This window comes from Lacisediminihabitans sp. (assembly GCF_036569425.1).
Lineage (GTDB): Bacteria > Actinomycetota > Actinomycetes > Actinomycetales > Microbacteriaceae > Lacisediminihabitans.
The window spans coordinates 53,955-76,042 of record NZ_DATCQQ010000071.1 but is presented as its reverse complement, the minus strand read 5'-3'; the positions used below and the strand labels follow the sequence as shown (position 1 = coordinate 76,042).

Here is a 22,088-nt window from a genome sequence, read left to right as displayed (position 1 = left end):
GATCGATCCTGGGCCCCGCCGGCCGCCGTGCGCGAGGTGTCGACCGGCGCCGAGGCGTCGGCCGCCGTGCGGGAGATGGTGGGCTTCGGCGCGAGCGTGATCAAGATCGCGCTCAACAGCACGGCCGGGCCGGTGTGGTCGGATGCCCTGCTCGAGACCGTCGTGTCGGCCGCGCACGCGGCCGGCCTCCCTGTGGTCGCGCACGCCGAGGGGCCAGGGCAGGCGATGAGAGCCGCCGACGCGGGCGTCGACGCGCTCGCGCACACCCCGTGGACGGAGCGGCTCACCGACGACGAGGCCGCCGCCTCCGCGGCGCGCTGCGCGTGGACGAGCACCCTCGACATCCACGGCTGGGGAGAACGCGGCCACGCGTACGAGACCGCCGTCGACAACCTCGGTCGGTTCGCCGCGCTCGGCGGCCGGGTGCTCTACGGCACCGACCTCGGCAACGGCCAGACGCCGGTCGGCATCAACGCCCGCGAGCTCGCGGCGCTCGGCGAGGCCGGGCTGTCGACCGGCGATCTGGTCGGCGCGCTCACCCGGTCATCCGGTAGCTTCGGAGCGCGCTTCACCTGGATCCCAGGAGAGGTCGCGCCGGGCGGCCGGGAGGGCGTGACCTGGCTGTCGACCGCCTCGGTCGTCTCACTAGCCACGATCGAGGAGGTTGTCTCATGAATACGCCACTGGATGCTTCCGACTTCGTCGGCCGTGCGGCGCAGCTCGACCAGACTGACCCGCTCGGCCGGTTCGCCGCGGAATTCGTGCCGAGCGACGAGGTCGTCGCCTACCTCGACGGCAACTCGCTCGGCCGCCCGCTCCGGGTCACCGGCGCCCGGTTCGCGTCCTTCCTCGAGCGTGAATGGGGCGGCCGCCTCATCCGGTCGTGGGACGAACAGTGGATGGACCTCCCGCTCGCCCTCGGCGACCGGATCGGCGCGCTCACCCTCGGCGCGGCGCCCGGCCAGACCGTGGTCGCCGACTCGACCACGGTGCTGCTCTACAAGCTCATTCGCGCGGCGGTGGGCGCCCGCCCCGGACGCACCGAGATCGTCGTCGACGACGACAACTTTCCGACCGACCGGTTCGTGCTCGAGGGGGTGGCTGCCGAATGCGGGCTGACCCTGCGCTGGATCTCGGTGGACAAGTCCCGGGGCGTCACCGTCGACCAGGTGCGCGACGCCGTGTCGGCCTCGACCGCCCTCGTGGTGCTGAGCCACGTCGCCTACCGCTCCGGCTACCTCGCCGACGCGCAGGCGATCACGGAGGAGGTGCATTCGGCCGGGGCGCTCGTGCTCTGGGACCTGTGCCACTCTGCGGGGGTCGTGCCCACCGAACTCGACGAGTGGGGCGTGGACATCGCCGTCGGCTGCACATACAAGTACCTGAACGGCGGGCCGGGATCGCCGGCCTTCGCCTACCTGCGACGAGACCTTCAGGACCAGCTGCAGCAACCGATCTGGGGCTGGATGGGGGCCAGTGACGTCTTCGCGATGGCGTCGGAGTACCGGCCGGCCGCCGGCATGCGGCGATTCATCAGCGGCACCCCACCGGTGGTCGGGATGCTCGCCATGCAGGACATGCTCGACCTCATCGAGCGGGCGGGACTCGGGGACATCCGGGAGAAGTCCCTGCTGCTCACCGACTTCGCGCTCGACGTCGTTGACGCGTGGCTCGCGCCGCTCGGCGTCACCGTCGCGACCCCGCGCGAGCCGGAGCGCCGCGGCAGCCACCTGACGATTCGACACGACAGCTTCCGCGCGGTGACCGCTGTGCTCTGGGCTCGGGGCGTCATCCCCGACTTCCGCGCGCCGGACGGCATCCGGATCGGGCTGTCCCCGCTGAGCACGACGTTCGCCGAGCTGCTCGCCGGCCTGGCCGCGATCCGGCACGCGATGGACCCGGCCGCGGGGTGAGCGGCCCCGCGTCAGCTCGAGATGTCGAGCAGCAGGTAACCGGATGACACGGTTGCGCCCACCGCGGCGTTGACGTTGGCGATCGTCCCGTCCTTGTGCGCGGTGATCGGCTGCTCCATCTTCATCGCCTCGAGCACCAGGATCAGGTCGCCCTTGACGACGATGTCGCCCTCCGCGACCGCGAGCTTCACGATCGTGGACTGCATGGGGGCCTTCACCGAGTCCCCGGTGGCGGTGACGACCGTTCCGGCCCCTCCGCGGCGCTTGGGGGCCGGGCCGAGGGCGGCGCCGCCGGCGGATGCGGCGACCAGGCGCGCGGGCAGGCTCACCTCGATGCGCTTGCCGTCCACCTCCACGACGACGCTGCGTCGAGGCGCGGCAGCCGGGGTGTCGGCGAGCGACCCACTCCAGGGTTCGATGTCGTTCACGAACTCGGTCTCGATCCAGCGGGTGTAGATGCTGAACGGCTCCGACGTGAATGCAGAGTCGCGCACGATCTTGCGGTGGAAGGGCAGCACGGTGGGCAGCCCGGCGATCTCGAACTCGTCGAGGGCGCGACGGGAGCGCTCGAGCGCGTCCTCGCGGGACGACCCGGTCACGATGAGCTTGGCGAGCAGCGAGTCGAACGCCCCGCTGATCACGTCTCCCGTGGTCACCCCGCTGTCGATGCGCACTCCGGGCCCGCCGGGGAAGCGGAGGGCGTGAACGGGACCAGGTGCCGGGAAGAAGTTGCGCCCGGCGTCCTCGCCGTTGATGCGGAACTCGAAGGAATGCCCCTCTGGCACGGGGTCGTCGTAGTCGAGGGCGCCGCCCTCGGCAAGCCGGAACTGTTCGCGGACCAGGTCGATGCCGGTGACCTCCTCGGACACCGGATGTTCCACCTGCAGTCGAGTGTTCACCTCGAGGAACGAGATGGTGCCGTCCTTGGCCACCAGGAATTCGCAGGTGCCGGCCCCGAGGTATCCGACCTCCTTGAGGATCGCCTTCGATGCCGAGTAGAGCAGGGCGTTCTGTTCGTCGGTGAGGAAGGGTGCCGGCGCCTCCTCCACGAGCTTCTGGTGGCGTCTCTGCAGCGAGCAGTCGCGGGTGGAGACCACCACGACCTTGCCGTAGGCGTCCGCGAGGCACTGGGTCTCGACGTGGCGGGGCTGGTCCAGATACTTCTCCACGAAGCACTCTCCCCGGCCGAACGCCGCGATGGCCTCGCGGGTTGCGGAGTCGAACAGCTCGGGGATCTCCTCGCGCGTGCGGGCCACCTTGAGGCCGCGCCCGCCACCGCCGAATGCCGCCTTGATGGCGACCGGAAGGCCGTGGGTGTCGACGAATTCGAGCACCTCCGCCGCGCCCGAGACCGGGTTGAGTGTGCCGGGGGCGAGAGGCGCCCCCACCTTCTCGGCGATGTGACGGGCAGATACCTTGTCGCCGAGCTTCTCGATCGCGTCGGGCGACGGCCCGATCCAGATGAGGCCGGCGTCGATCACGGAGCGCGCGAATTCCGCGTTCTCGGCAAGGAATCCGTAGCCAGGATGCACGGCGTTGGCGCCGGATCGCCGGGCGATCGACAGGATCTTGTCCGCGCGCAGGTAGGTGTCGGCGCTCGTGGCGCCGTCGAGGGCGTATGCCTCGTCGGCGAGCTTCACGTGCCTCGCGTCGCGATCCTGGTCGGCAAAGACGGCGACGGCGGGTATCCCCGCGTCCTTTGCCGCCCGGATGACTCGGACGGCGATTTCGCCTCGGTTAGCGATCAGGAGCTTCGTGATGCGGGGCATAGTTCTTTAGCCTATTGGTCAGGACGGGTGCGCCTTTGGCGGTGGGCTACAAAAAAGGCGGATGAGGCGGTGAGGTCCTCTACAACTGGGCCGGTCGCCCGCACGATTGTGAGCCGCTACCGGTTCCACAGCGACGGCCAGGGAACCTCGAATTCGAGGAACAGTGACCGCAGGGTCGAGAGCGACAGGCCGACCACCGCGTGCGGGTCGCCGTCGACCGAAGTGATGAACGGTGCCCCCAGACTGTCGATCGTGAAGGCGCCTGCGACCTGCAGCGGTTCGCCGGTGCCGATGTACTCGTCGATCTCGTGGTCGGAGATGTCGTTCGCGAAGGTCACGCCGGCCGTTGCTACCGCGCCCGCGGCGCCGCGAACCTCGCCCCCACGGTGATCGATGAGCCAGTGCCCGGAGTGGAGGTGACCGGTGCGGCCGCGCTGCAGCAGCCACCGTTCGCGTGCCACCTCTGGACGGTGCGGCTTGCCGTACACGATGCCGTCGAGTTCGAAGGCCGAGTCTCCGCCGAGGATGAACCCGTCGATCGGTGCCGCGTCCACGAGCTGACCGGTCACCGCCTCGGCCTTGGCGCGGGCCAGCAGCAGCACCATCTCGCTCGGGGTGAGCGGTCCGGCGGCGGCGACCACGGCATCCTCGTCCACCAGGGAGGGGAGCACGGCCGGTTCGACGCCGGCCGCCCGCAGGGTGGCGAGCCGCGCGGGCGAGGTCGACGCGAGGTAGAGACGCACTGGTGCTTTCGTCACGAAGGTCGCTCCCGGGGAATGTCCGGGCCGCTCTGTGGCAAGCTCGGGGGATGGGTGAAATGCAGGGCAAGACGGTCGAGATCGAGGTTACCAACGTAGCCCACGGCGGTGTGGCGGTTGCCCGCCACGAGGGCCGGGTGATCTTCGTGAGCGACGCGATTCCGGGCGAACGCGTGCTCGCCCGCATCACCGAGGACTCGAAGAAGTCGTTCTGGCGGGCCGAGACACTGTCGGTGATCACCGCCTCCGAGCATCGCCGCCCGCACGTCTGGGCGGCAGCGTCGATCGACCGCGCGCCAGAGGACCGGGCGGGCGGCGCCGAGTTCGGGCATATCGACATCGGCCACCAGCGCGAGTTGAAGCGGCAGGTGCTCGCCGACTCGCTCTCGCGCATGGCCGGAGTGCGCACGGAGGCGACCGTGGAGGCCCTGCCGGGCGCGGACAACGGCACTGGATGGCGTACTCGCGTGCGACTGCAGGTGGCCGAAGACGGCACGCCCGGCCCGTACGCCGCGCGGTCCCACCGCGTGATTCCCGTGACCGACCTGCCCCTCGCCACCCCGGCGCTCGCCGCGATCGCCCCGCTCGACGAGAAGTTCCCGGGCTCCGCCCACGTGGACATCGTCGTGCCGTCGGTGGGCAACCCGTTCGTGCTGGCCAGCGGCACGGCCAACGCCGACCGCGGGCACACCGACCGGGGTCGCGCGCATCGCATCATGGAGCGAGTGGGGGAGCGCGAGTTCCGCCTCGATGCCCGCGGCTTCTGGCAGGTGCACCAGCACGCTGCGGAGACCCTCACGCGTGCCGTGCAGGATGCCGTCGACGAGTCGCTCTTCGACCCGAGGGCTTCCAACCTCGACCTCTACGGCGGGGTCGGCCTGCTCGCGGCCGCCGTCGGCGACCGCTTCGGAAATCACGTGCGGATCACGACCGTGGAGAGCGACTCTCTGGCCACCGACCATGCCGCCGAGAATCTCGTGGAGTGGACGGGTGCCGCCGCGGTGACCGCGCGCGTCGAGCAGTTCCTCCGGGGCCTCGGGGCGACGGCCGGGGCGCACGAGCGAGACAGCCTGCGTCGGGGCACGGTGATCCTCGACCCGCCGCGGTCGGGCGCCGGCAAGGAGGTCGTCGCCGAACTGGTGGCTCTCGGCCCGGCCCAAATCGTCTACGTCGCCTGCGACCCGGTCGCGCTCGCCCGCGACGTGGCCCTCTTTGCGGCGGGTGGATACGAACTCGGCGGCCTGCGCGCATTCGACCTGTTTCCGAACACCCATCACGTCGAGGCCGTCGCCACCCTCACCCGCGCCTGATGGCTCGCTGGGCGGAGCCCGCGGCACCCGGTGAAATCGTGACTGGCTACCGTCAAGGCGCGTCCCTAGCGCCTGTGGAGAGTCCGCGACCATTACCATTGGGTCAGGAACAGCTGGGTTTCAGAACAACTGCGGAGACAGGATCGGCCATGGAGCAGACGACGATCGATGAGCCGCGAGCCAGCGCGCGCCCTACCGGCGTGCGGGTCTCGGTGGTGGACGACCACGAATCGGTTCGGCTCGGTTTGAAGGCGGCCTGCATCGACGCCGGATTCGACTTCATTCTCGCTGCGGCATCCGTTCAGGAATTCGTCGACAACCTCAACGGCCGGGAGAACGATGTGGTCGTGCTCGACCTCTCGCTCGGCGACGGTTCGACGGTCACCGATAACGTGAAGCGCGTGCAGGCAACCGGCTCCGCCGTTCTGATCCACAGCATCGCCGACCGCGTCGCTTCCGTTCGGGAGGCGCTCGCCGCCGGAGCCGCCGGAGTGATTCCCAAGTCGTCGGCCACCAAGACCGTCATGTCCGCGGTGGAGACCGTGGCGCGCGGCGAGGTGCTCAACAACCTCGAGTGGGCAACGGCCATCGACGCCGACCGCGACTTCGCGAAGGCACAGCTCGGCAGGCGGGAGCGCGAGATCCTGCACCTCTACGCCTCCGGGCTGCCGCTCAAGCTCGCTGCGCAGCAGCTCGGCATCGGCTATTCGACGGCCCGCGAGTATCTCGATCGAATCCGCGTGAAGTACGTGGAGGTCGGTCGCCCGGCTCCCACCAAGGTCGATCTGCTGCGCAGGGCCGTCGAAGACGGCATCCTTCCGGGCCTGGACCCGGATGCCGATGGCCGCTAGGTCGGCGCCGGATCCGGCTGAGGCCCTCGGGAGACAGCCTCACAATCCGATCAGTCGCCGACAGATCGAAACCGTCGTCTCGCGCTCCGTCGCGATCATCGGGCTCGTGTTCGGCGCGCAATCGGTGCCGGTGGTTCTCGACCAGTTGCCGCACATGCAGCAGGCGTTCGCGTCGCTCATGATCGTGGCGATCTTCGGCGGGATCCTCGCGTCCGTCGTCGCGTCGTTCGCCCGCAAGTTCGTGCGCGCAGTGAACGCCTACATCGCCCTCGCCTTCCTCGCCGCGCTCGTGAGCTGGCCGTTCGTCGCGATGGACCCGACCAGGGTCGAGCCGGACCGCCCGTGGTTGTGGCTGCTCGTGACCGTTGCGACCTCCACCGCGGCCGTCGCCCTGAGCTCTTGGACGGCCACCGTCTACCTCGTGGTCGCGCCGATCCTCTACGGCATCGTGCGGATCACCCCGTCCGGGGGCGGCAAGAGCTGGGAGTCCGCCTCCCTCGACACGGTATACGCGATCATCCTCGGCGGCGGCGTGCTCATCCTCATCACCCTCCTCCGGCAGGCCGCGGCCTCGGTGGACGCCGCCCAGGTGGCGGCCCTCGAGCGTTACGCGCACGCCGTGCGGCAGCACGCGACGGAGGTCGAGCGCGTGCAGGTCGACTCGATCGTGCACGACAGCGTGCTCACCACTCTGCTCTCCGCGGCGCGCGCATATACCCCGGAGGCGAAGGACCTCGCCACGCGCATGGCGCGCAACGCGATCGGGCACCTCAAGGACGCGGCGGAGACGTCGCCGGATGACGATGCCACCATGAGCATGGACCAACTCGCCCACCGCATCATGGGGGCGACCTCCACCCTCTCCGCGCCGTTCGAGCTTCGCGCCCAGCAGGTCGGCACCGGAATCATCTCGGTGCAGTCGGCAGAGGCGGTGTATTCGGCTTCGGTGCAGGCGATGGTCAACAGCCTCCAGCACGCCGGACATGGACCGGATGTGACGCGCTGGCTGTCCATCGAGGAGGGCGAGTCCGGCGGCATCCGGGTCGAGGTCGGCGACACGGGCTCCGGCTTCGCGGTCGACACCGTTCCCAGCGAGCGACTCGGTCTCAGGGTCTCGATCATGGAGCGGGTGGCGAACGCCGGCGGCATGGTGCAAATCGAGTCGAGCGCCGGGGAGGGCACCGTGATCCGAATCCTTTGGCCGAGGCCGTCGACCGCGTCGACACTCGCCGACGCGGGCTGGGAGCAGGTCGCCTCGTGAACATCACCGTCCCTCGGTACCTGATCATCGGCCTCGCCGCGATCTTCTCCGCCTACCACCTGCTGCTCGCGAGCGTGTCCCTCGATGCGCCCCGGGAGAAGGGGCCGTACATCGCGGCGATGGTCCTGTACGCGATCGCCACCATCGCGAGCCTCTTGCCGTCCAGGACGCCACGCATGCCCCTCTGGCTTGCCGCGTTCAACGCCGTGGTCGCCATCGTCGTGCCCCTGCTCGTCACGAGCCAGCTCAACAAGGTCGTCGGCGACAGCTACGCGGCCTGGCACACCGCGGCAATCGGCACGCTCATGGTGATAACGTCAACGCGGCGTCGGCACACCTTCGCGTGGATCGGTACCGGCGCGCTCATCGTGGAGACCATCGCATGGTCCGGCGTCGGCGGCCTGCTCGCCTACGGGGTCATCGGCAGCACGGCCTGGGTGGCCGTCTCACACGCGCTCTCGCTGTCGCTCGCCAAGGCCAGCCGGGACACCCGCCAGTACGCGCTCGCCGAACGCGAAGCGGTCGAGTGGCGGGCCGCGCAGGAGGCTCACGTGTCCGAGCGCCAGTTCCGTCTCGGCCAAACGAGCCGGATGTCCCTGCCGATGCTGCAGAGGATCGTCGCCGTGGGCGGGGAGCTCACCGAGGCGCAACGCCGGGAGTGCCTGTACCTGGAGGGCGCCATCCGCGACGAGATCCGCGGCCGAAAGCTGCTCAACGACCGGGTGCGGGAACAGGTGATGGTCGCCAGGCGCAAGGGGACCACGGTCACCCTGCTCGACGAGGGCGGCATCGACGATCTCGACGACGACGAGCTCGAAAGGGTGCTCAACCGCCTGGCCGAGGCCATCCGCGACACCCAGACCGGCAAGCTCATCGCCCGAACGGTGCCGGAGGGTTCGGACATCGCGGTGACCGTGGTCGGGCTCTCCTCCAGCGACGACGGCCACGCGAGCGCGCTCGGCAGCCACGGCGTCGACGACGAGGAAGACGAGGTCGACCTCTGGCTGGAGATTCCCCGCGTGGCCGCGCCGGAGCACGCCAGCGCCATCTAGGGTCCCGGCCTCCCGGTGGCTGCGGCCCCCGCATCTCCCGTTGCCGCGGAGCGACTCTGCCCACGCGTTTCTCCGGAGGTTGCGCGCCGGTCTCGGCGGAATGGCCCGTGGATGCGGGCAACTCCGGCGGATCTGTTCCCCGGCATGCCGAAACCTCCGGAGAAACGCGTGTGGGGCAAGAAACGCGTGTTGGGCAAGAACGCGTGTTGGGCAAGAAACGCGTGTGGGCGCAAGCAACTCGGGTGGGACAGAAACGCGTGTGGGGCAAGCAACTCGTGTGGGACAGAAACGCGTGTGGGACAGAAGCTCGTGTGGGGCTAGGACGCGTACGGGAACGTGGGGCGGGCGGACGCGAAAACGGGACCGGCCCGAAGGCCGATCCCGTTTCGAAGCCCCGGGTCAGGGCGATAACCCGAATATCGCCCTGACCCGCCCCCAAATCATTAGCCCGCTTACCCTAGTTGGCTAATGATTGGTGGTGTAACTCGAATGAGAGACACCTAGCACTGTCAATACTGCAACGCACAGACCGTAGCGGAAAGTCGTCACTTAGGGGGACTTCCGGGGGACAATTTTGTATCCTGTCACCCATTCGAGGGCCGAAAATACCGGGAATTCCGCGGCCTTGGCTGCGGATACCGGGGTACATTTGGCAAAAGAAGGCACATATCCTCCGTCACGTGTCTCATTACCGGCGGTATCCGCAGACGCGGCTACGGAATCCGTTGAATCGGGGCCCCTGCGCTTTGGATACCGCAGAAATCGCACTCGTTCGGGGGTGATTACGCCGAAAACCTAGCCGGAGAAGCTCCGCCAGGCGCCGTACCCGGGCACGAGCGTGCCGCGCGGCTGCCGCTGGCTCCGCTGCCACGCGCTCTGGCCGCCGCGAGCGGAGCGTGAGTCGTCATCGTCCTGCGCCTCGTCGAGCATCGCCGTGATGACCGCGGTGACCGCGGCCAGTTCGAGCGGGGTCGGATCCCCACTGAGCACGGTGATCGCCTCCGCGGCCTCCTGCGGCTGGCTGTCGCTCACAGGGGGATGTTCCCATGCTTCTTGGGCGGGAGGCTCGCGCGCTTCGTCCTGAGGGCCCTGAGCGCTTTCGTCACCACGACACGGGTCGCGGCTGGCTCGATCACGCCGTCGAGCTCACCGCGCTCGGCCGCCAGGAAAGGGCTCGCGACGTTGTAGGTGTATTCGTTGGCGAGCTTCGTGCGCACGGCGGCGACATCCTCTCCGGCGGTCTCTGCGGCCTTGATCTCGCTGCGATAGAGGATCTGTACGGCGCCCTGGCCGCCCATCACCGCGATCTCGGCGGTGGGCCAGGCGTAGTTGAGGTCGGCGCCGAGCTGCTTCGACCCCATCACGATGTAGGCGCCGCCGTAGGCCTTGCGCACGATGACCGTGACGAGGGGCACCGTCGCCTCGGCGTAGGCGTAGAGCAGTTTCGCGCCGCGGCGGATCACGCCGGTCCACTCCTGGTCGGTGCCCGGCAGGTAGCCAGGGGTGTCGACGAGAGTGAGGATGGGAATCGAGAACGCGTCGCAGAACCGCACGAACCTCGCCGCCTTCTCGCCGGCATCGATGTTCAGCGTGCCGGCCATCGTCGACGGCTGATTGGCGATGATGCCGACCGACCGGCCCTCGACGCGGCCGAATCCGATCACGATGTTGGGCGCGAAGAGCGGCTGCACCTCGAGAAAATCGGCGTTGTCCACGATGTGCTCGATCACCGTGACGACGTCGTACGGCTGGTTCGGGCTGTCCGGGATGAGGGTGTTGAGGCGGCGGTCCTCGTCGGTCGTCTCGAGCTCGACGCTGCTCTCGTACACCGGATGTTCGGCCAGATTGTTGTCTGGCAGGAAGCTCAGGAGGGTGCGCGCGTAGTCGAGGGCGTCATCCTCGTCGGCGGCGAGCCAGTGGGCGACGCCGGAGATCTTGTTGTGGGTGAGTGCCCCGCCGAGCTCCTCCATGCCCACGTCCTCGCCAGTGACGGTCTTGATCACGTCGGGACCGGTGACGAACATCTGGCTGGTCTTGTCGACCATGATCACGAAGTCGGTGAGGGCGGGGGAGTAGACGGCGCCGCCGGCGGCTGGGCCCATGATGATCGAGATCTGCGGGATGACACCCGACGCGGCCGTGTTGCGGCGGAAGATCTCGCCGTACTTGCCGAGGGCGACGACCCCCTCCTGGATGCGAGCGCCGCCCGAATCGAGCATTCCGATGATCGGCACGCCCGTCTTGAGGGCGAGATCCATGACCTTGATGATCTTCTCGCCGGCGACCTCGCCGAGCGAACCGCCGAAGATGGTGAAGTCCTGGCTGTAGACGGCCACCTGGCGGCCGTGGATGGTGCCGGTGCCGGTGACGACCGCGTCACCGTACGGACGCTTCTTCTCCATGCCGAAGGCGTGGGTGCGGTGGCGGACGAATTCGTCGAGCTCCACGAACGACCCGTGGTCGAGCAGCTGCTCGATGCGCTCGCGCGCGGTCTTCTTGCCCTTGGAATGCTGCTTCTCGATGGCCGCCTCGCCGCTCGCCGTCACGGCCTCGTGGTAGCGCACCTTGAGGTCGGCGAGCTTGCCCGCCGTCGTATACATGTCGTTGTCTGCAGTCACCCGTTCACTTTAGCGTTCACGATCGGGCGCAACCCGTGGTGATGATCTACAAAACACCGGGCAAAGCATGGTCGGCCGTACCCTTGGAGCATGGACTTTCCTCGCAGTGGACTGCTCGCGGCACGACTCGAGATTCTCGACGAGTGCGGCTCGACCAACACCGAGCTCGTGCGGCGGGCGTCCTCGACGCACGGCGACGAGTGGCCGGACCTCTCCGTTCTCGCGACGCTGAACCAGACCGAGGGCCGCGGACGGCTCGGTCGGGTCTGGGTCGCGCCGGCCGGCCGCGCGATCGCGATCTCGGTGCTGCTGCGACCCCGCCTGCCCGCCGGGGAGCCGCTCGGCCTGGAGAACTACGGCTGGTTCCCGCTCATCGCCGGCGTGGCGATGACCAGGGCGGTCGCCGCGCTCGTGCCCGACCACTCCGTGACGCTCAAGTGGCCGAACGACGTGCAGGTCGACGGCCGCAAGGTGTCTGGGCTGCTCGCCGAACTGCTCCCGAGCCAGGACGCCGTCGTCATCGGCGCCGGGCTCAACCTCGCCTTCGAGGAGCACGAGTTGCCCACTCCCACTTCGACGTCCCTGTCCCTTCTCGGGGCATCTGCCGCCCTTCCGGAACTCGCGGATGTCGCGCTCGCCGGCTTCCTCGGTGAGCTCGTGCCCCTCTACGCCGAGTTCCTCCGGCTCGGGGCCGACCCCGAGGGGAGCGGTGTGGCCGAGGCGGTCAGCGAACTCTGCAGCACGCTCGGCCAGCAGGTGAAGGTTCAGTTGCCGGGGGGAGACGTGCTCGTCGGCACGGCCACCGAGATCGATCGCACCGGCAGGCTCGTCGTCACCCGGTCGACGGATGGCCGCGTAATGGCTGTCGCCGCCGGGGACGTGACGCATCTGCGGTATGAATAGCACATGGCAAGCGACGAGCAGGACACCGAACGGGTTGTAGCCCGGGTGAGGCCGCACGGCCGCGTGCTGTTCTGGCCGAGCCTCGTCTTCATCGCCACGGTCGGCGCGATGGCGTACTTCAACGGTGGATTCTCCGAACAGTGGCAGAACGTCGCGGTGCTCGCCGGCGGCACCCTCGTGATCGTGCTGCTCTGGCTCCTGCCGCTCCTCGCCTGGCTCGGCAAGCGCTACATCATCACCACCCGCCGCATCATCATCCGCACCGGCTTCTTCGTGCGCGTGCGGCAGGAACTGCTGCACAGCCGCGGCTACGACGTGACCGTTCGGCAGAATTCCCTGCAGAGCATGTTCGGCAGCGGTGACGTGTTCATCAACGCCGGCCTCGAGCATCCGGTGCTGCTGCGCGACGTGCCGGGCGCCGACCTCGTGCAGAGCGCCCTGCATGACCTGATGGAACGCAGCCTGAACCCGATCGCCGCCCGCCGGCAGGCCGAGGCGTCCAGAGCGTCGGACGAGACAACGGCGTGGGGTAAGCGCTAGACGGGGTTGTTAGACATGGCGGCTTCCTCTGCGTCGCGACGATTGCGAGCCGCGAGGCCGTCGCTGCGATGCGGTCCGTAAACCCAGTATCGGTACATCAGGAAGCGGAAGGCCGTCGCGATGACGAGGCCGATGACGTTGGACGAGATGTTGTCGGCGAGAAGGCTGTCGAAGCCGAGCACGTAGTGGGAGATGTAGAGGCACAGCAGGCTGATGCCCATGCCCACGACGGCGATCCCCCCGAACTCGAGCAATTCGAGAACGAAGTTTTCCCGGCGGTGTTCGCGGAAGGTCCAGTAGCGGTTGCCGAACCACGTGACAATCGTGGCTATCGTGACCGAGACAATCTTCGCGCCGAGCGGCTGTTGGAAGAAGTGGTCAGCGCCGAACGCACCGAGCCGGAGCGCGTTGAAGATGCCAACATCGATGAAGTAGCCGATCAGCCCTACGACGCCAAATTTCAGCGCGTAGCGGATGAGGCGCTCATAGACGTAGTCGAACACGTCTTTCAGTCGAGAAGCCACGAAAACCCTTACTGGCGGATGGGAGACAATAAGACATTGAGCATAATAGCCCCGCCCAGTGAGAGAACGGGCAGACCCGAACAATGCAAGGATGGAGAAATCCCGTGCGAGTAGGCGTAATCGGGGGCGGACAGCTCGCCAGAATGATGATCCCGGCCGCCGTGAATCTCGGCATCGAGCTTCGAGTCCTCGCGGAAAACGCAGGAGATTCGGCCGGATTGGTCGTCACATCCATCGGTGACTACCGCGACCGCGAGGATGTCCTGCGTTTTGCGGAGGGCGTGGACGTGGTCACGTTCGACCACGAGCACGTGCCGACCGAGATTCTGCGGGAGCTCGTCGAACGGGGCATGCGAGTGCATCCGAGCCCGGATGCCCTGGTCTACGCCCAGGACAAGCTCCTCATGCGTGAGAGGCTGTCCGAGCTCGGTCTGCCCGTGCCCGACTGGGCGCGGATCGAGACCGCCGAGCAGCTCGACGCCTTCCTCGAGGCCAACGGCGGTCGCGTCGTCGTGAAGACGGCGCGGGGCGGCTACGACGGAAAGGGCGTGCGCGTCGTTGCCTCGTCGGCCGAGATCGCCGACTGGCTCGCACTTGGTCAACCGCTGCTCGCCGAAGAACTCGTGGACTTCGGCCGCGAACTCGCCCAGCTCGTCGCCCGTCGCCCGTCCGGCGACGTGGTGACCTGGCCGGTCGTGGAAAGCATTCAGCGCGATGGAGTGTGCGCCGAGGTCATCGCCCCGGCGCCGCGTTCTGCGGGCAAGGTCGCGGATGTCGCGTGCGAGATCGCCACGACCATCGCCGAGGCGCTCGGTGTGACTGGGGTGCTCGCGGTCGAGCTGTTCGAGACGACAGACGAACGGCTCCTGATCAACGAACTCGCGATGCGTCCGCACAACACGGGCCACTGGAGCATCGACGGGTCGACGACGAGCCAGTTCGAACAGCACCTCAGGGCCGTGCTCGATCTGCCGCTCGGAGCCACGGGAACCCGGGACCGCTGGTCGGTGATGGTGAATATTCTCGGCGGTCCGTCGTCCGGGGCCCTCGCCGACCGGTACCCCGCCGCGCTCGCCGACCACCCGACGGTGAAGGTGCACAACTACGGCAAGGAGCCGCGGCCCGGCCGCAAGGTGGGCCACGTGACGACCGGCGGTGACGATCTGGACGAGGTGGCCTATCAGGCGCGTGCCGCTGCGGCGTATTTTCAGGACGACAATCTAGGCTGATGCCTATGCCAGAGCCCCGTGTCGCCGTCGTCATGGGTTCAGATTCCGACTGGACCGTAATGCGCGACGCCTCGGAGACTCTCACGGAGTTCGGCGTGGCGCACGAGGTCGAGGTCGTCTCGGCGCACCGCACCCCCGAAAAGATGATCGCGTTCGGCAAGGAAGCGGCCGGTCGCGGCCTCGGAGTGATCATCGCCGGTGCGGGCGGCGCGGCACACCTGCCCGGGATGCTCGCGTCGGTCACGACGCTTCCCGTGGTGGGGGTGCCGGTGGCGCTCTCCAAACTCGACGGCCTCGACTCGCTTCTCTCGATAGTGCAGATGCCGGCCGGCGTGCCCGTCGCCACCGTCTCGATCGGTGGTGCGCGCAACGCGGCCCTCCTCGCCATCCGCATTCTCGCCGTGTCCGACCCGTCCCTGTCGACGAGACTGTCCGACTACGCGAAGGGTCTCGAGGCGCTGGTCGCGCAGAAGAACGCCGCGCTGAAGTCGACGCTGTGACCGCCATCAACCCGGTGCACGACCCGGACCTCCGCTCGGCGACCGTGATGACCAAGCGGGCCTGGTGGCTCGTGGGGCTCAACATCCTCATCCCCGGTTCGGCGCAGATCCTCGCGGGCAACCGCAGGCTTGGTCGTTTCGGCGTCGGCACGACCTTCCTGCTCTGGGCGGTCGCCCTCCTCAGCGTCGTCGTCTACCTCGTGGCACATCCGGTGTTCTACACGATCGTGACCAACCCGATCGTGCTCACCGTGGCGCAGGTGGCGCTCGCCGGCTACGCGATCCTCTGGATCGTTCTCACCCTCGACACGCTGCGGCTCGTGCGGCTGATCCGCGCCGCCCCGATCACCCGCCCGTTCATCGCCGCCCTCGCGGTGCTCGCGCTCGTGGCGACGGCCGGAGGCGCGAGCTATGCCGCCGTGACGGCGGGGAGCGCCCGTTCCGCACTGGGCCAGATCTTCGCCGGATCCACGATGGCCCCGCCCGTCAACGGCCGCTACAACATCATGCTGCTCGGCGGGGACGCCGGTCCGGACCGCACGGGGCTGCGTCCGGACAGCCTCTCGGTGGCGAGCATCGACGCGACAACCGGCGCGACCACCATCATCGGCATCCCCCGCAACCTCGAACAGATTCCGTTCGTCAAGGGCTCGCCCCTCTACGGCCCGTTCCCGGGCGGCTACAACTGCGGCGATAAGTGCCTCATCGACTACCTATACACCTATGGCGAAGAGCACCCTGCGCTGTACCCGAAGGCGGTCGCGAACGGCAGCCTGCCGGGCATCGAGGCGATGCGGGATGCCGTTGAGGGCGTTCTCGGAATCAAGATCCAGTACTTCGGGCTCATCGACATGCAGGGTTTCTCCGACCTCGTCGACGCGTTGGGCGGGGTCACGGTGGACGTGCCAACCCGCACCCCCATCGGTGGTGTCACCGGCGCGAAGCCGATCGGCTGGGTCGAGGCAGGCACGCAGAAGATGAACGGCTACACCGCCCTCTGGTATGGACGTTCGCGCTACAACAGCAATGACTTCGAGCGGATGGCACGCCAGCGTCTCGTGCAGGAGGCGATCATCAAGCAGTTCCAGCCCGCCATCATCGTCAGCAAGTTCCAGGCTATCGCGCAGGCGGGCGCGCAGGTCGTGAAGACCGACGTGCCGAACTCGGCGCTCGGCGGCTTCGTCGATCTCGCCGAGAAGTCGCGCAAGCTCCCGGTTGCGCACCTCGAGCTCGTTCCGCCGGTCGTGCAGCCGGGCAACCCAGACTTCGCCGCGATCCGCCAGCTCGTCGCCCAGGCGCTCGCGCCGAAGACAGCGACGCCCGCGCCGTAATCAGCCCGGTCGGCGGCTCAGAGGTCGGCGTGCAGCTGCCAGACCTTCTCGGCCGAGTCCTTCCAGCTGAACGCGCTCGCGCGGTCCTGGCCGAGGAACCCGAGCCTGCTCGCGAGCGCCTGGTCGGTGAGAACCGAGGAGACGGCGGCGGCCAACCGGTCGGCGTAGCCCTCCGGATCGTCGCGGGCGACGACGAGGCCGGCGCCGGCGGCGACCTCGACCACTGCCGCGTCATCCGAGTGCACGACCGGCGTTCCGAAGTTGAATGCCTCGATCACGGGAAGGCCGAAGCCCTCGGCGAGACTCGGAAACACGAAGACCGCCGCGCGGCCCATGGCGACCGCGAGATCGGCATCCGCGAGGTAGCCGAGCGAGCGGACGCGGCCCTCCTCGAGTCCGGCCTCGGCGGCGACGTTGGCCAGGTCGAGGCCCTTCCAGCCTTCCGGGCCCGCGACGAGCAGCGGGATCCCCTCGAGCTCCGGGCGGGAGAGTGACTGGATGAGCGGGAGGAGACCATTGCGCGGCTCGAGGGTGCCCATGCTCAGGATGTACCGGTCGGGCAGCTCGAGTCGAGCCGCGCGCACCTCTGGGTCGATCGGCGTCGTCAGCTTGGAGCTGACCGCGCCGCCGATCACCCGGATGCGGTCGCCGAAATCGTAGATCTCCGACAGCTCCGCCGCCACGGCGTGCGTCGGCACCACCACGGCATCCGCGTACTTGTATGCCCGCTTGGTCATCGCCTTGTACCAGGCCAGCCGGCGGGAGGACAGCGACTCGGGGTGGGTCCACGGGATCACGTCGTGGATGGTGACCACGCTCTGGTCGCCCACGTTGTTGAGCCGGTCGTGCCTCGAGAGCGGGGCGAACAGGCCGGTGGCGTGCAGCATTCCCGAGCCGGGCAGCCGCGTGAAGCCGTGCTGCCACGCGAGTTCGAGTTCGCGCCTGGCGAGGGTGCTCTTGAACAGGCCGGCGAGACCGGGCAGCAGGGTCGTGATGCGCTCGTAGTCCTGCTCGGGCGACGCCGAAACGATTCCGGTCACCTCGCAGCCGAGCGGCGCGGTCTGGATCAGCTCGCGAGTGAGCTCCTCGGTGTACCTGCCGATGCCGCCGGGGATCGGGGCCACGATCTGGTCCACGATCACGCGAAGGGTCGTCATGTCGCTCCAATGAAGTTTTCGGGCCTGCTGGGCCACCGCTCGACTTTACCAGTCGACGGGTCTGCCCCACGAATGGGGGTCACGACCGAACGCGCGACAATTGCCGGGATGCGATCGCACGGGAGCGATCGCCCGGAAGCGATCACCCGACGGAGAGCACTCCGGCATCGCTCGCGGCCGCGAGGGCTTCACGCCAGTCGCGCATCTCCGGGATGCCCGCCCGCTGCCACGCGGCATGCCCGAGCACGGAATAGTCGGGGCGCGGGGCCGGGCGCACAAACTGGTCGCTCGTGGTGGGCAGCACGCGCTCCGGGTCGAGGCCGGCGAGGCGGAAGACCTCGCGGGCGAAGTCGAACCAGGTCGCCTCGCCGGAGTTGGTGCCGTGGTAGACGCCCGGGGCGGCCTCGGAGTCGAGCAGCGCCACAATCTGGGCCGCGAGGTCGGCCGTCCAGGTGGGTTGGCCGCGCTGGTCGTTCACGACGCTGACGGTGTCGTGCGTCGCCGCGAGCTTAAGCATCGTGCGCGCGAAGTTGCTGCCGTTCGCCCCGTACAGCCAGGCGGCGCGCACGATGTACGTGCCTTCGGGGTGGGCGGCCACGGCGAGTCGCTCGCCGTCCGCCTTCGTCCGTCCATAGGCCGAGATCGGGTTCAGGGGAGTGCTCTCGTCGTAGGGCGACGTGGCCGAGCCGTCGAAGACGTAGTCGGTGGAGACCTGCACCAGGCGCGCCCCGGCCTCGGCTGCCGCGATCGCGAGGTTCTGCGCCCCCGTGGCATTCACGGCGTGCGCCTCGGCCTCGTGGCTTTGCGCATCGTCGACCTTCGTGTAGGCGGACGCATTGATCACGACGTCGTGCCCGGCCACGGCCGCGCGAACCGCGTCGAGGTCGGTCACGTCGAGGTCGGCCCGGGTGAGCGCGGTGACCTCCCGCCCGGCGAGGGCCTGCCGCAGGTCGGTGCCGAGCATTCCGCCGGCTCCGGTGATGAGGTATCGCAAATTGGTCACGCCTTAGATCGTGCCATCTTTCACCGCGGCCTGGATCCACGGGAGCACTTGGGAGGGGCATCTCTTATGCCCCACCCGCTCGCGGAACAGTGAACGCCTCGTGGATATGCTGGACGCCGGATGCCACAAGACCCGATTGCCGATGTCTCCGCCTCGTCCAGCCCGCCTGGGCCGCGAGCGGGAGTCGGCGCGCGCGACGCCGGCCGAACCCGGTGGAATCCCGCGACGCTGCACTACGGGTCACTGGTGCTGGGATTCGCCGCGATCCTCTGGATCGGACGCGACCAGTGGTTTTTCGGCGACGACTGGGCGATCCTCGTTCCGCGGCTGGATTCGAGCATCCTCGTACCGCACGTCGGGCACTGGAACATGTCGCCGGCGATCGTCTTCCAACTCCTGCGCAACTGGCTCGGGCTCGGCAGCTACCTGCCGTTCCTCGCGCTCGCCGTGCTCGCCCACCTCGCCGTCGTGCACCTGGCCTGGCGAATTCTGAGTCGGGCGGGAGTGCAGCCGTGGCTTGCGAGCGTGTTGGGCATCGCCCTCATGCTTCTCGGCGGGGCGTCGGAGAACATCTTCTGGGCGTTCCAGTTCGGTTTCATGGGCGCGATCGCGCTCGGCCTGTGGGTGCTTGTGCTGTTCGACCGCCCGCGCCTCACCATTCCGCTCATCCTGGCGCTCTCGCTTCTCGCCCCCACCTTCTCGGGCACCGCCATTCCGGTGCTCGCCGCCGCGGCGGTCGTCGGCGCGGTTCGGCACGGCTGGTGGCGCACGGGTCTGCTGCTGCTCCCGACGGCGATCAGCTTTCTGCTCTGGTATCTCCTCGTCGCCCACGGCGACGCGATGCCGGCCGCCGGGATCACGACGATCGGCGGGGTGGCACAGGCGGGCCTCTACGCGGCGGCGATGTACGGGGGAGGGCTCGGGCGCGGCCTGCCGGTGGTCTGGCTGGGCGCGATTCCCGCGCTCACGACGGCCGTCTGGGCGATCACGACCGTGCGTCGAGGCCTCGGGTCCCGAGCGACGGCGGCCTATGCCCTGGTGGCGGGGTCGCTCGTGTTCGTGGCCCTCACCACCTACTCGCGCATGTCGTTCGGGATCTCGGCCGCCGCATCCGAGCGATACGCCTACCTGGTGATCGTGTTCCTGCTGCCTGCGCTAGGCCTTCAACTCACCTGGCTCGCGGCGCGCGGAAGGCAACCTTTCGCGGCGGTTGTCGCTGGTCTGGTGCTGATCATCGGGTTCAACACCGTCGACCTCGTGATCGAGGCTCACGCCCAGGCGGTACGGGAGGCGGGCAGCGAGAAGCGCATCCACGCGGATCTCGACCAGCTGCTGAAGAACCCCGGCGACCCCGCTCTCCGTGCAACGCCAGCCGATGCGAAGTGGTCGCCCGACCTTCTCGGGTCCGACCTGCTCGCCCTCTATCGCTCGGGCGAGTTTCCGAAACCCTAGAGCGCGGCTCGCGCCTTGAGCGGCTCCCACCACGCACGGTTGTCGCGGTACCACTGCACGACATCCGCGAGCCCCTGCTCGAACGGCACGAGCGGCTCGTAGCCGAGCTCCGCCTGGATCTTCCCGATGTCGACGCTGTAGCGCAGGTCGTGGCCGAGGCGGTCGGTCACCCGGTCAACGTATGACCAGTCCTTGCCCGTCGCGTCGAGCAGCAGCTGGGTGAGCTCCTTGTTGGTGAGCTCCGTGCCTCCGCCGATGTTGTAGATCTCGCCGGCCCGGCCGCGGGTGAGCACCATCGCGATGCCGCGCGTGTGGTCGTCAACGTGGAGCCAGTCCCGGATGTTGTTTCCCTCCCCGTAGAGGGGAACGTGCTTGTCGTCGATAAGGTTGGTGACGAAGAGCGGGATCACCTTCTCGGGGAAGTGGTACGGCCCGTAGTTGTTGGAGCAGCGGGTGATCGACACGTTGAGTCCGTGGGTGCGGAAGTAGCTGCGCGCGAGCAGGTCGCTTCCAGCCTTCGACGCGGAGTATGGCGAGTTCGGTTCGAGCGGGCGCTGTTCGTCCCACGAGCCCTCCGCGATCGAGCCGTAGACCTCGTCGGTGGAGACGTGCACGAAGCGCTTCAGTCCGCTGCGCAGGGCAGCGTCGAGGAGCTTCTGGGTGCCGAGCACGTTCGTCTCGACGAAGATCGACGCGTCGCGCACCGAGCGGTCGACGTGGGACTCCGCGGCGAAGTGCACGACGGCATCGACGGTGGGGAACAGTTCGTCGAGAAGAGCCGCGTCCCGGATGTCGCCCTTCACGAACGTGTACCGGGGGGAATCGGCGACCGAGGCGAGGTTCTCGAGGTTGCCCGAGTAGGTGAGAGCGTCGAGCACGACGACGTCGGCGCCTTCGAGCCCCGGGTAGGCGTCTTCGATGGTGCGGCGAACGAAGTTCGAGCCGATGAAACCGGCGCCGCCGGTGACGAGAATTTTCATGGGGAGTGTTGCCTCCTTGGCAGAGTCCTGACGATTCTAGTGGTGGCCGGCTCTACGCTCGAGGAGAGCGGAGCGCGCAGAGAGCCCGATGCCGAGAGCGAATCGCACCGGCCAAAGCAACCACCCGCTGTATTTCTTGCCCAGGAATCGTCGGGCGCTTTCGTGGTGGACGGCGATCATCCGCGCCGACTCGGAGGGCGTCTCCGTGGAGTGCGCGCCGGAGTGCTCGACCACGGCTGCAGGCTCGTAGACGTTCCGGAACCCGAGCTTGCCGAGGCGGTAGCCGAGGTCCACGTCTTCGAAATACATGAAGAACGATTCGTCGAAGCCGCCGAGAGCCTCGAATGCGCTGCGCCGAACGAGAACGCAGGCCCCGGACAACCAGCCGGCATCCCGGCGGATCGTGCCGTACTCAGAATCCTTGCGGTACGCCTTCGTCCACGGATTGCCAAGCCAGATGTTGGCGAAGAGGGCGTGTCCGATGCCGTTTCGCAGGGACGGGATCGATCGCGCGGAGGGGTAGACCTCGTTATTGGTCCAGATGGCCGGACCGACCGAGGCGATCTTCGGGTTCGAATCGCCGACAGCCAGAAGGAGGTCCACACTGCCGGCACCGAGCACGAGGTCGGGGTTGCTTACCAGTATCCACTCGATAGGGGCGACCAGGTTCTTCACGGCCGCATTGATTGCGCCACCGTAGCCGGGATTTGCGGGGAGGGGCAGGTACTCCGCGCCGTACTCCCGGGCAAGCTGCTCGACGGCATCGGCATCGGTCGGCTTGTTGTCGGCGATGATCGCGGTGAGTTCAGCGGCGCTCGACGCCGGGATGCTCGCGAGAAAATCTCGGAGTACCTCGGATGAGCCGTAGCTAACGGTGACGACCGCGACGCGAGTCACAGCGGCTGACGGTTCGGGGACTGGCATAACATGCCCAATC

Annotated in this window: 20 protein-coding genes and 1 pseudogene; 12 read left to right on the top strand and 9 right to left on the bottom strand. The window is 68.3% G+C overall.

Annotated features, from left to right (window positions below; genetic code table 11):
* Both VIM54_RS12010 and VIM54_RS12005 read left to right on the top strand, forming a co-directional pair.
* Window positions 1-675, top strand: a pseudogene (locus VIM54_RS12010) (amidohydrolase); the annotation flags it as partial.
* Window positions 672-1,913 (top strand): kynureninase, encoded by a 1,242-nt coding sequence (locus VIM54_RS12005; protein WP_331901615.1) that lies wholly within the window; start codon window positions 672-674, stop codon window positions 1,911-1,913. The pseudogene VIM54_RS12010 and the gene VIM54_RS12005, both read left to right, overlap by 4 nt.
* A gap of 11 nt (window positions 1,914-1,924) precedes the next feature.
* On the opposite strand, the gene VIM54_RS12000 is transcribed toward VIM54_RS12005, so the two are convergent.
* Together VIM54_RS12000 and VIM54_RS11995 are read right to left on the bottom strand one after the other, a co-directional pair.
* Window positions 1,925-3,682 (bottom strand): acetyl/propionyl/methylcrotonyl-CoA carboxylase subunit alpha, encoded by a 1,758-nt coding sequence (locus VIM54_RS12000; protein WP_331901614.1) that lies wholly within the window; start codon window positions 3,680-3,682, stop codon window positions 1,925-1,927.
* 116 nt (window positions 3,683-3,798) lie between these two features.
* Window positions 3,799-4,425, bottom strand: coding sequence for a nucleoside triphosphate pyrophosphatase (locus VIM54_RS11995; protein ID WP_331901619.1), 627 nt, complete (start codon window positions 4,423-4,425; stop codon window positions 3,799-3,801).
* 65 nt (window positions 4,426-4,490) lie between these two features.
* Here VIM54_RS11995 and VIM54_RS11990 point away from each other — a divergent pair, with 65 nt between their 5' ends.
* From VIM54_RS11990 to VIM54_RS11975, 4 genes are all read left to right on the top strand, one after another.
* Window positions 4,491-5,750: a class I SAM-dependent RNA methyltransferase gene (locus VIM54_RS11990; protein ID WP_331901613.1), complete on the top strand. Its 1,260-nt coding sequence runs from the start codon at window positions 4,491-4,493 to the stop codon at window positions 5,748-5,750.
* A 149-nt stretch (window positions 5,751-5,899) separates the two neighbouring features.
* Window positions 5,900-6,601, top strand: a complete 702-nt coding sequence (locus tag VIM54_RS11985) for a response regulator transcription factor (protein WP_331901611.1) — start codon at window positions 5,900-5,902, stop codon at window positions 6,599-6,601.
* A 106-nt stretch (window positions 6,602-6,707) separates the two neighbouring features.
* Window positions 6,708-7,862, top strand: coding sequence for a sensor histidine kinase (locus tag VIM54_RS11980; protein WP_331901610.1), 1,155 nt, complete (start codon window positions 6,708-6,710; stop codon window positions 7,860-7,862).
* A complete protein-coding gene (locus VIM54_RS11975; RefSeq protein ID WP_331901609.1) occupies window positions 7,859-8,914 on the top strand; it encodes a hypothetical protein in 1,056 nt (351 codons plus the stop codon). The genes VIM54_RS11980 and VIM54_RS11975 overlap by 4 nt, the downstream gene beginning before the upstream one ends.
* A gap of 795 nt (window positions 8,915-9,709) precedes the next feature.
* Here the strand turns inward: VIM54_RS11975 and VIM54_RS11970 are convergent.
* Complete coding sequence (locus tag VIM54_RS11970) at window positions 9,710-9,946, bottom strand: acyl-CoA carboxylase subunit epsilon (RefSeq protein WP_331901607.1); 237 nt, start codon at window positions 9,944-9,946, stop codon at window positions 9,710-9,712.
* Window positions 9,943-11,514: an acyl-CoA carboxylase subunit beta gene (locus VIM54_RS11965; protein WP_414673220.1), complete on the bottom strand. Its 1,572-nt coding sequence runs from the start codon at window positions 11,512-11,514 to the stop codon at window positions 9,943-9,945. Before VIM54_RS11965 ends, VIM54_RS11970 begins: the two co-directional genes overlap by 4 nt.
* Window positions 11,515-11,622: 108 nt before the next feature.
* On the opposite strand from VIM54_RS11965, the gene VIM54_RS11960 reads away from it, so the two are divergent.
* Both VIM54_RS11960 and VIM54_RS11955 read left to right on the top strand, forming a co-directional pair.
* Window positions 11,623-12,435, top strand: a complete 813-nt coding sequence (locus VIM54_RS11960; protein WP_331901604.1) for a biotin--[acetyl-CoA-carboxylase] ligase — start codon at window positions 11,623-11,625, stop codon at window positions 12,433-12,435.
* Between the two features lie 3 nt (window positions 12,436-12,438).
* Entirely contained in the window at window positions 12,439-12,975 is a 537-nt protein-coding gene (locus VIM54_RS11955) for a PH domain-containing protein (RefSeq protein WP_331901603.1), read from the top strand.
* On the opposite strand, the gene VIM54_RS11950 is transcribed toward VIM54_RS11955, so the two are convergent.
* Window positions 12,972-13,499 carry a GtrA family protein gene (locus tag VIM54_RS11950; RefSeq protein WP_331901601.1) on the bottom strand — a complete coding sequence of 176 codons (528 nt, stop codon included), beginning with the start codon at window positions 13,497-13,499 and terminating at the stop codon, window positions 12,972-12,974. The genes VIM54_RS11955 and VIM54_RS11950 overlap by 4 nt on opposite strands.
* A gap of 83 nt (window positions 13,500-13,582) precedes the next feature.
* On the opposite strand from VIM54_RS11950, the gene VIM54_RS11945 reads away from it, so the two are divergent.
* From VIM54_RS11945 to VIM54_RS11935, 3 genes are read left to right on the top strand one after another with little or no spacing between them, the layout of a single operon-like run.
* A complete protein-coding gene (locus VIM54_RS11945) occupies window positions 13,583-14,728 on the top strand; it encodes a 5-(carboxyamino)imidazole ribonucleotide synthase (protein ID WP_414673219.1) in 1,146 nt (381 codons plus the stop codon).
* A gap of 5 nt (window positions 14,729-14,733) precedes the next feature.
* Window positions 14,734-15,228, top strand: coding sequence for a 5-(carboxyamino)imidazole ribonucleotide mutase (gene purE, locus VIM54_RS11940; RefSeq protein WP_331901597.1), 495 nt, complete (start codon window positions 14,734-14,736; stop codon window positions 15,226-15,228).
* Window positions 15,225-16,559, top strand: coding sequence for an LCP family protein (locus VIM54_RS11935; RefSeq protein ID WP_331901596.1), 1,335 nt, complete (start codon window positions 15,225-15,227; stop codon window positions 16,557-16,559). Before purE ends, VIM54_RS11935 begins: the two co-directional genes overlap by 4 nt.
* Window positions 16,560-16,576: 17 nt before the next feature.
* Here VIM54_RS11935 and VIM54_RS11930 read toward each other — a convergent pair whose 3' ends face one another.
* Both VIM54_RS11930 and rfbD read right to left on the bottom strand, forming a co-directional pair.
* Complete coding sequence (locus VIM54_RS11930) at window positions 16,577-17,716, bottom strand: glycosyltransferase family 1 protein (RefSeq protein ID WP_331901594.1); 1,140 nt, start codon at window positions 17,714-17,716, stop codon at window positions 16,577-16,579.
* A 142-nt stretch (window positions 17,717-17,858) separates the two neighbouring features.
* On the bottom strand, window positions 17,859-18,710 hold the full coding sequence (gene rfbD, locus VIM54_RS11925) for a dTDP-4-dehydrorhamnose reductase (protein ID WP_331901617.1): 852 nt from the start codon (window positions 18,708-18,710) through the stop codon (window positions 17,859-17,861).
* 129 nt (window positions 18,711-18,839) lie between these two features.
* Here rfbD and VIM54_RS11920 point away from each other — a divergent pair, with 129 nt between their 5' ends.
* Window positions 18,840-20,171, top strand: a complete 1,332-nt coding sequence (locus VIM54_RS11920) for a hypothetical protein (protein WP_331901592.1) — start codon at window positions 18,840-18,842, stop codon at window positions 20,169-20,171.
* Here VIM54_RS11920 and rfbB read toward each other — a convergent pair.
* Complete coding sequence (rfbB, locus tag VIM54_RS11915; RefSeq protein WP_331901591.1) at window positions 20,168-21,151, bottom strand: dTDP-glucose 4,6-dehydratase; 984 nt, start codon at window positions 21,149-21,151, stop codon at window positions 20,168-20,170. The two genes, VIM54_RS11920 and rfbB, sit on opposite strands and share 4 nt — an antisense overlap.
* Window positions 21,152-21,187: 36 nt before the next feature.
* Complete coding sequence (locus VIM54_RS11910) at window positions 21,188-22,048, bottom strand: glycosyltransferase family 2 protein (RefSeq protein WP_331901589.1); 861 nt, start codon at window positions 22,046-22,048, stop codon at window positions 21,188-21,190.
* Window positions 22,049-22,088: the final 40 nt, after the last annotated feature.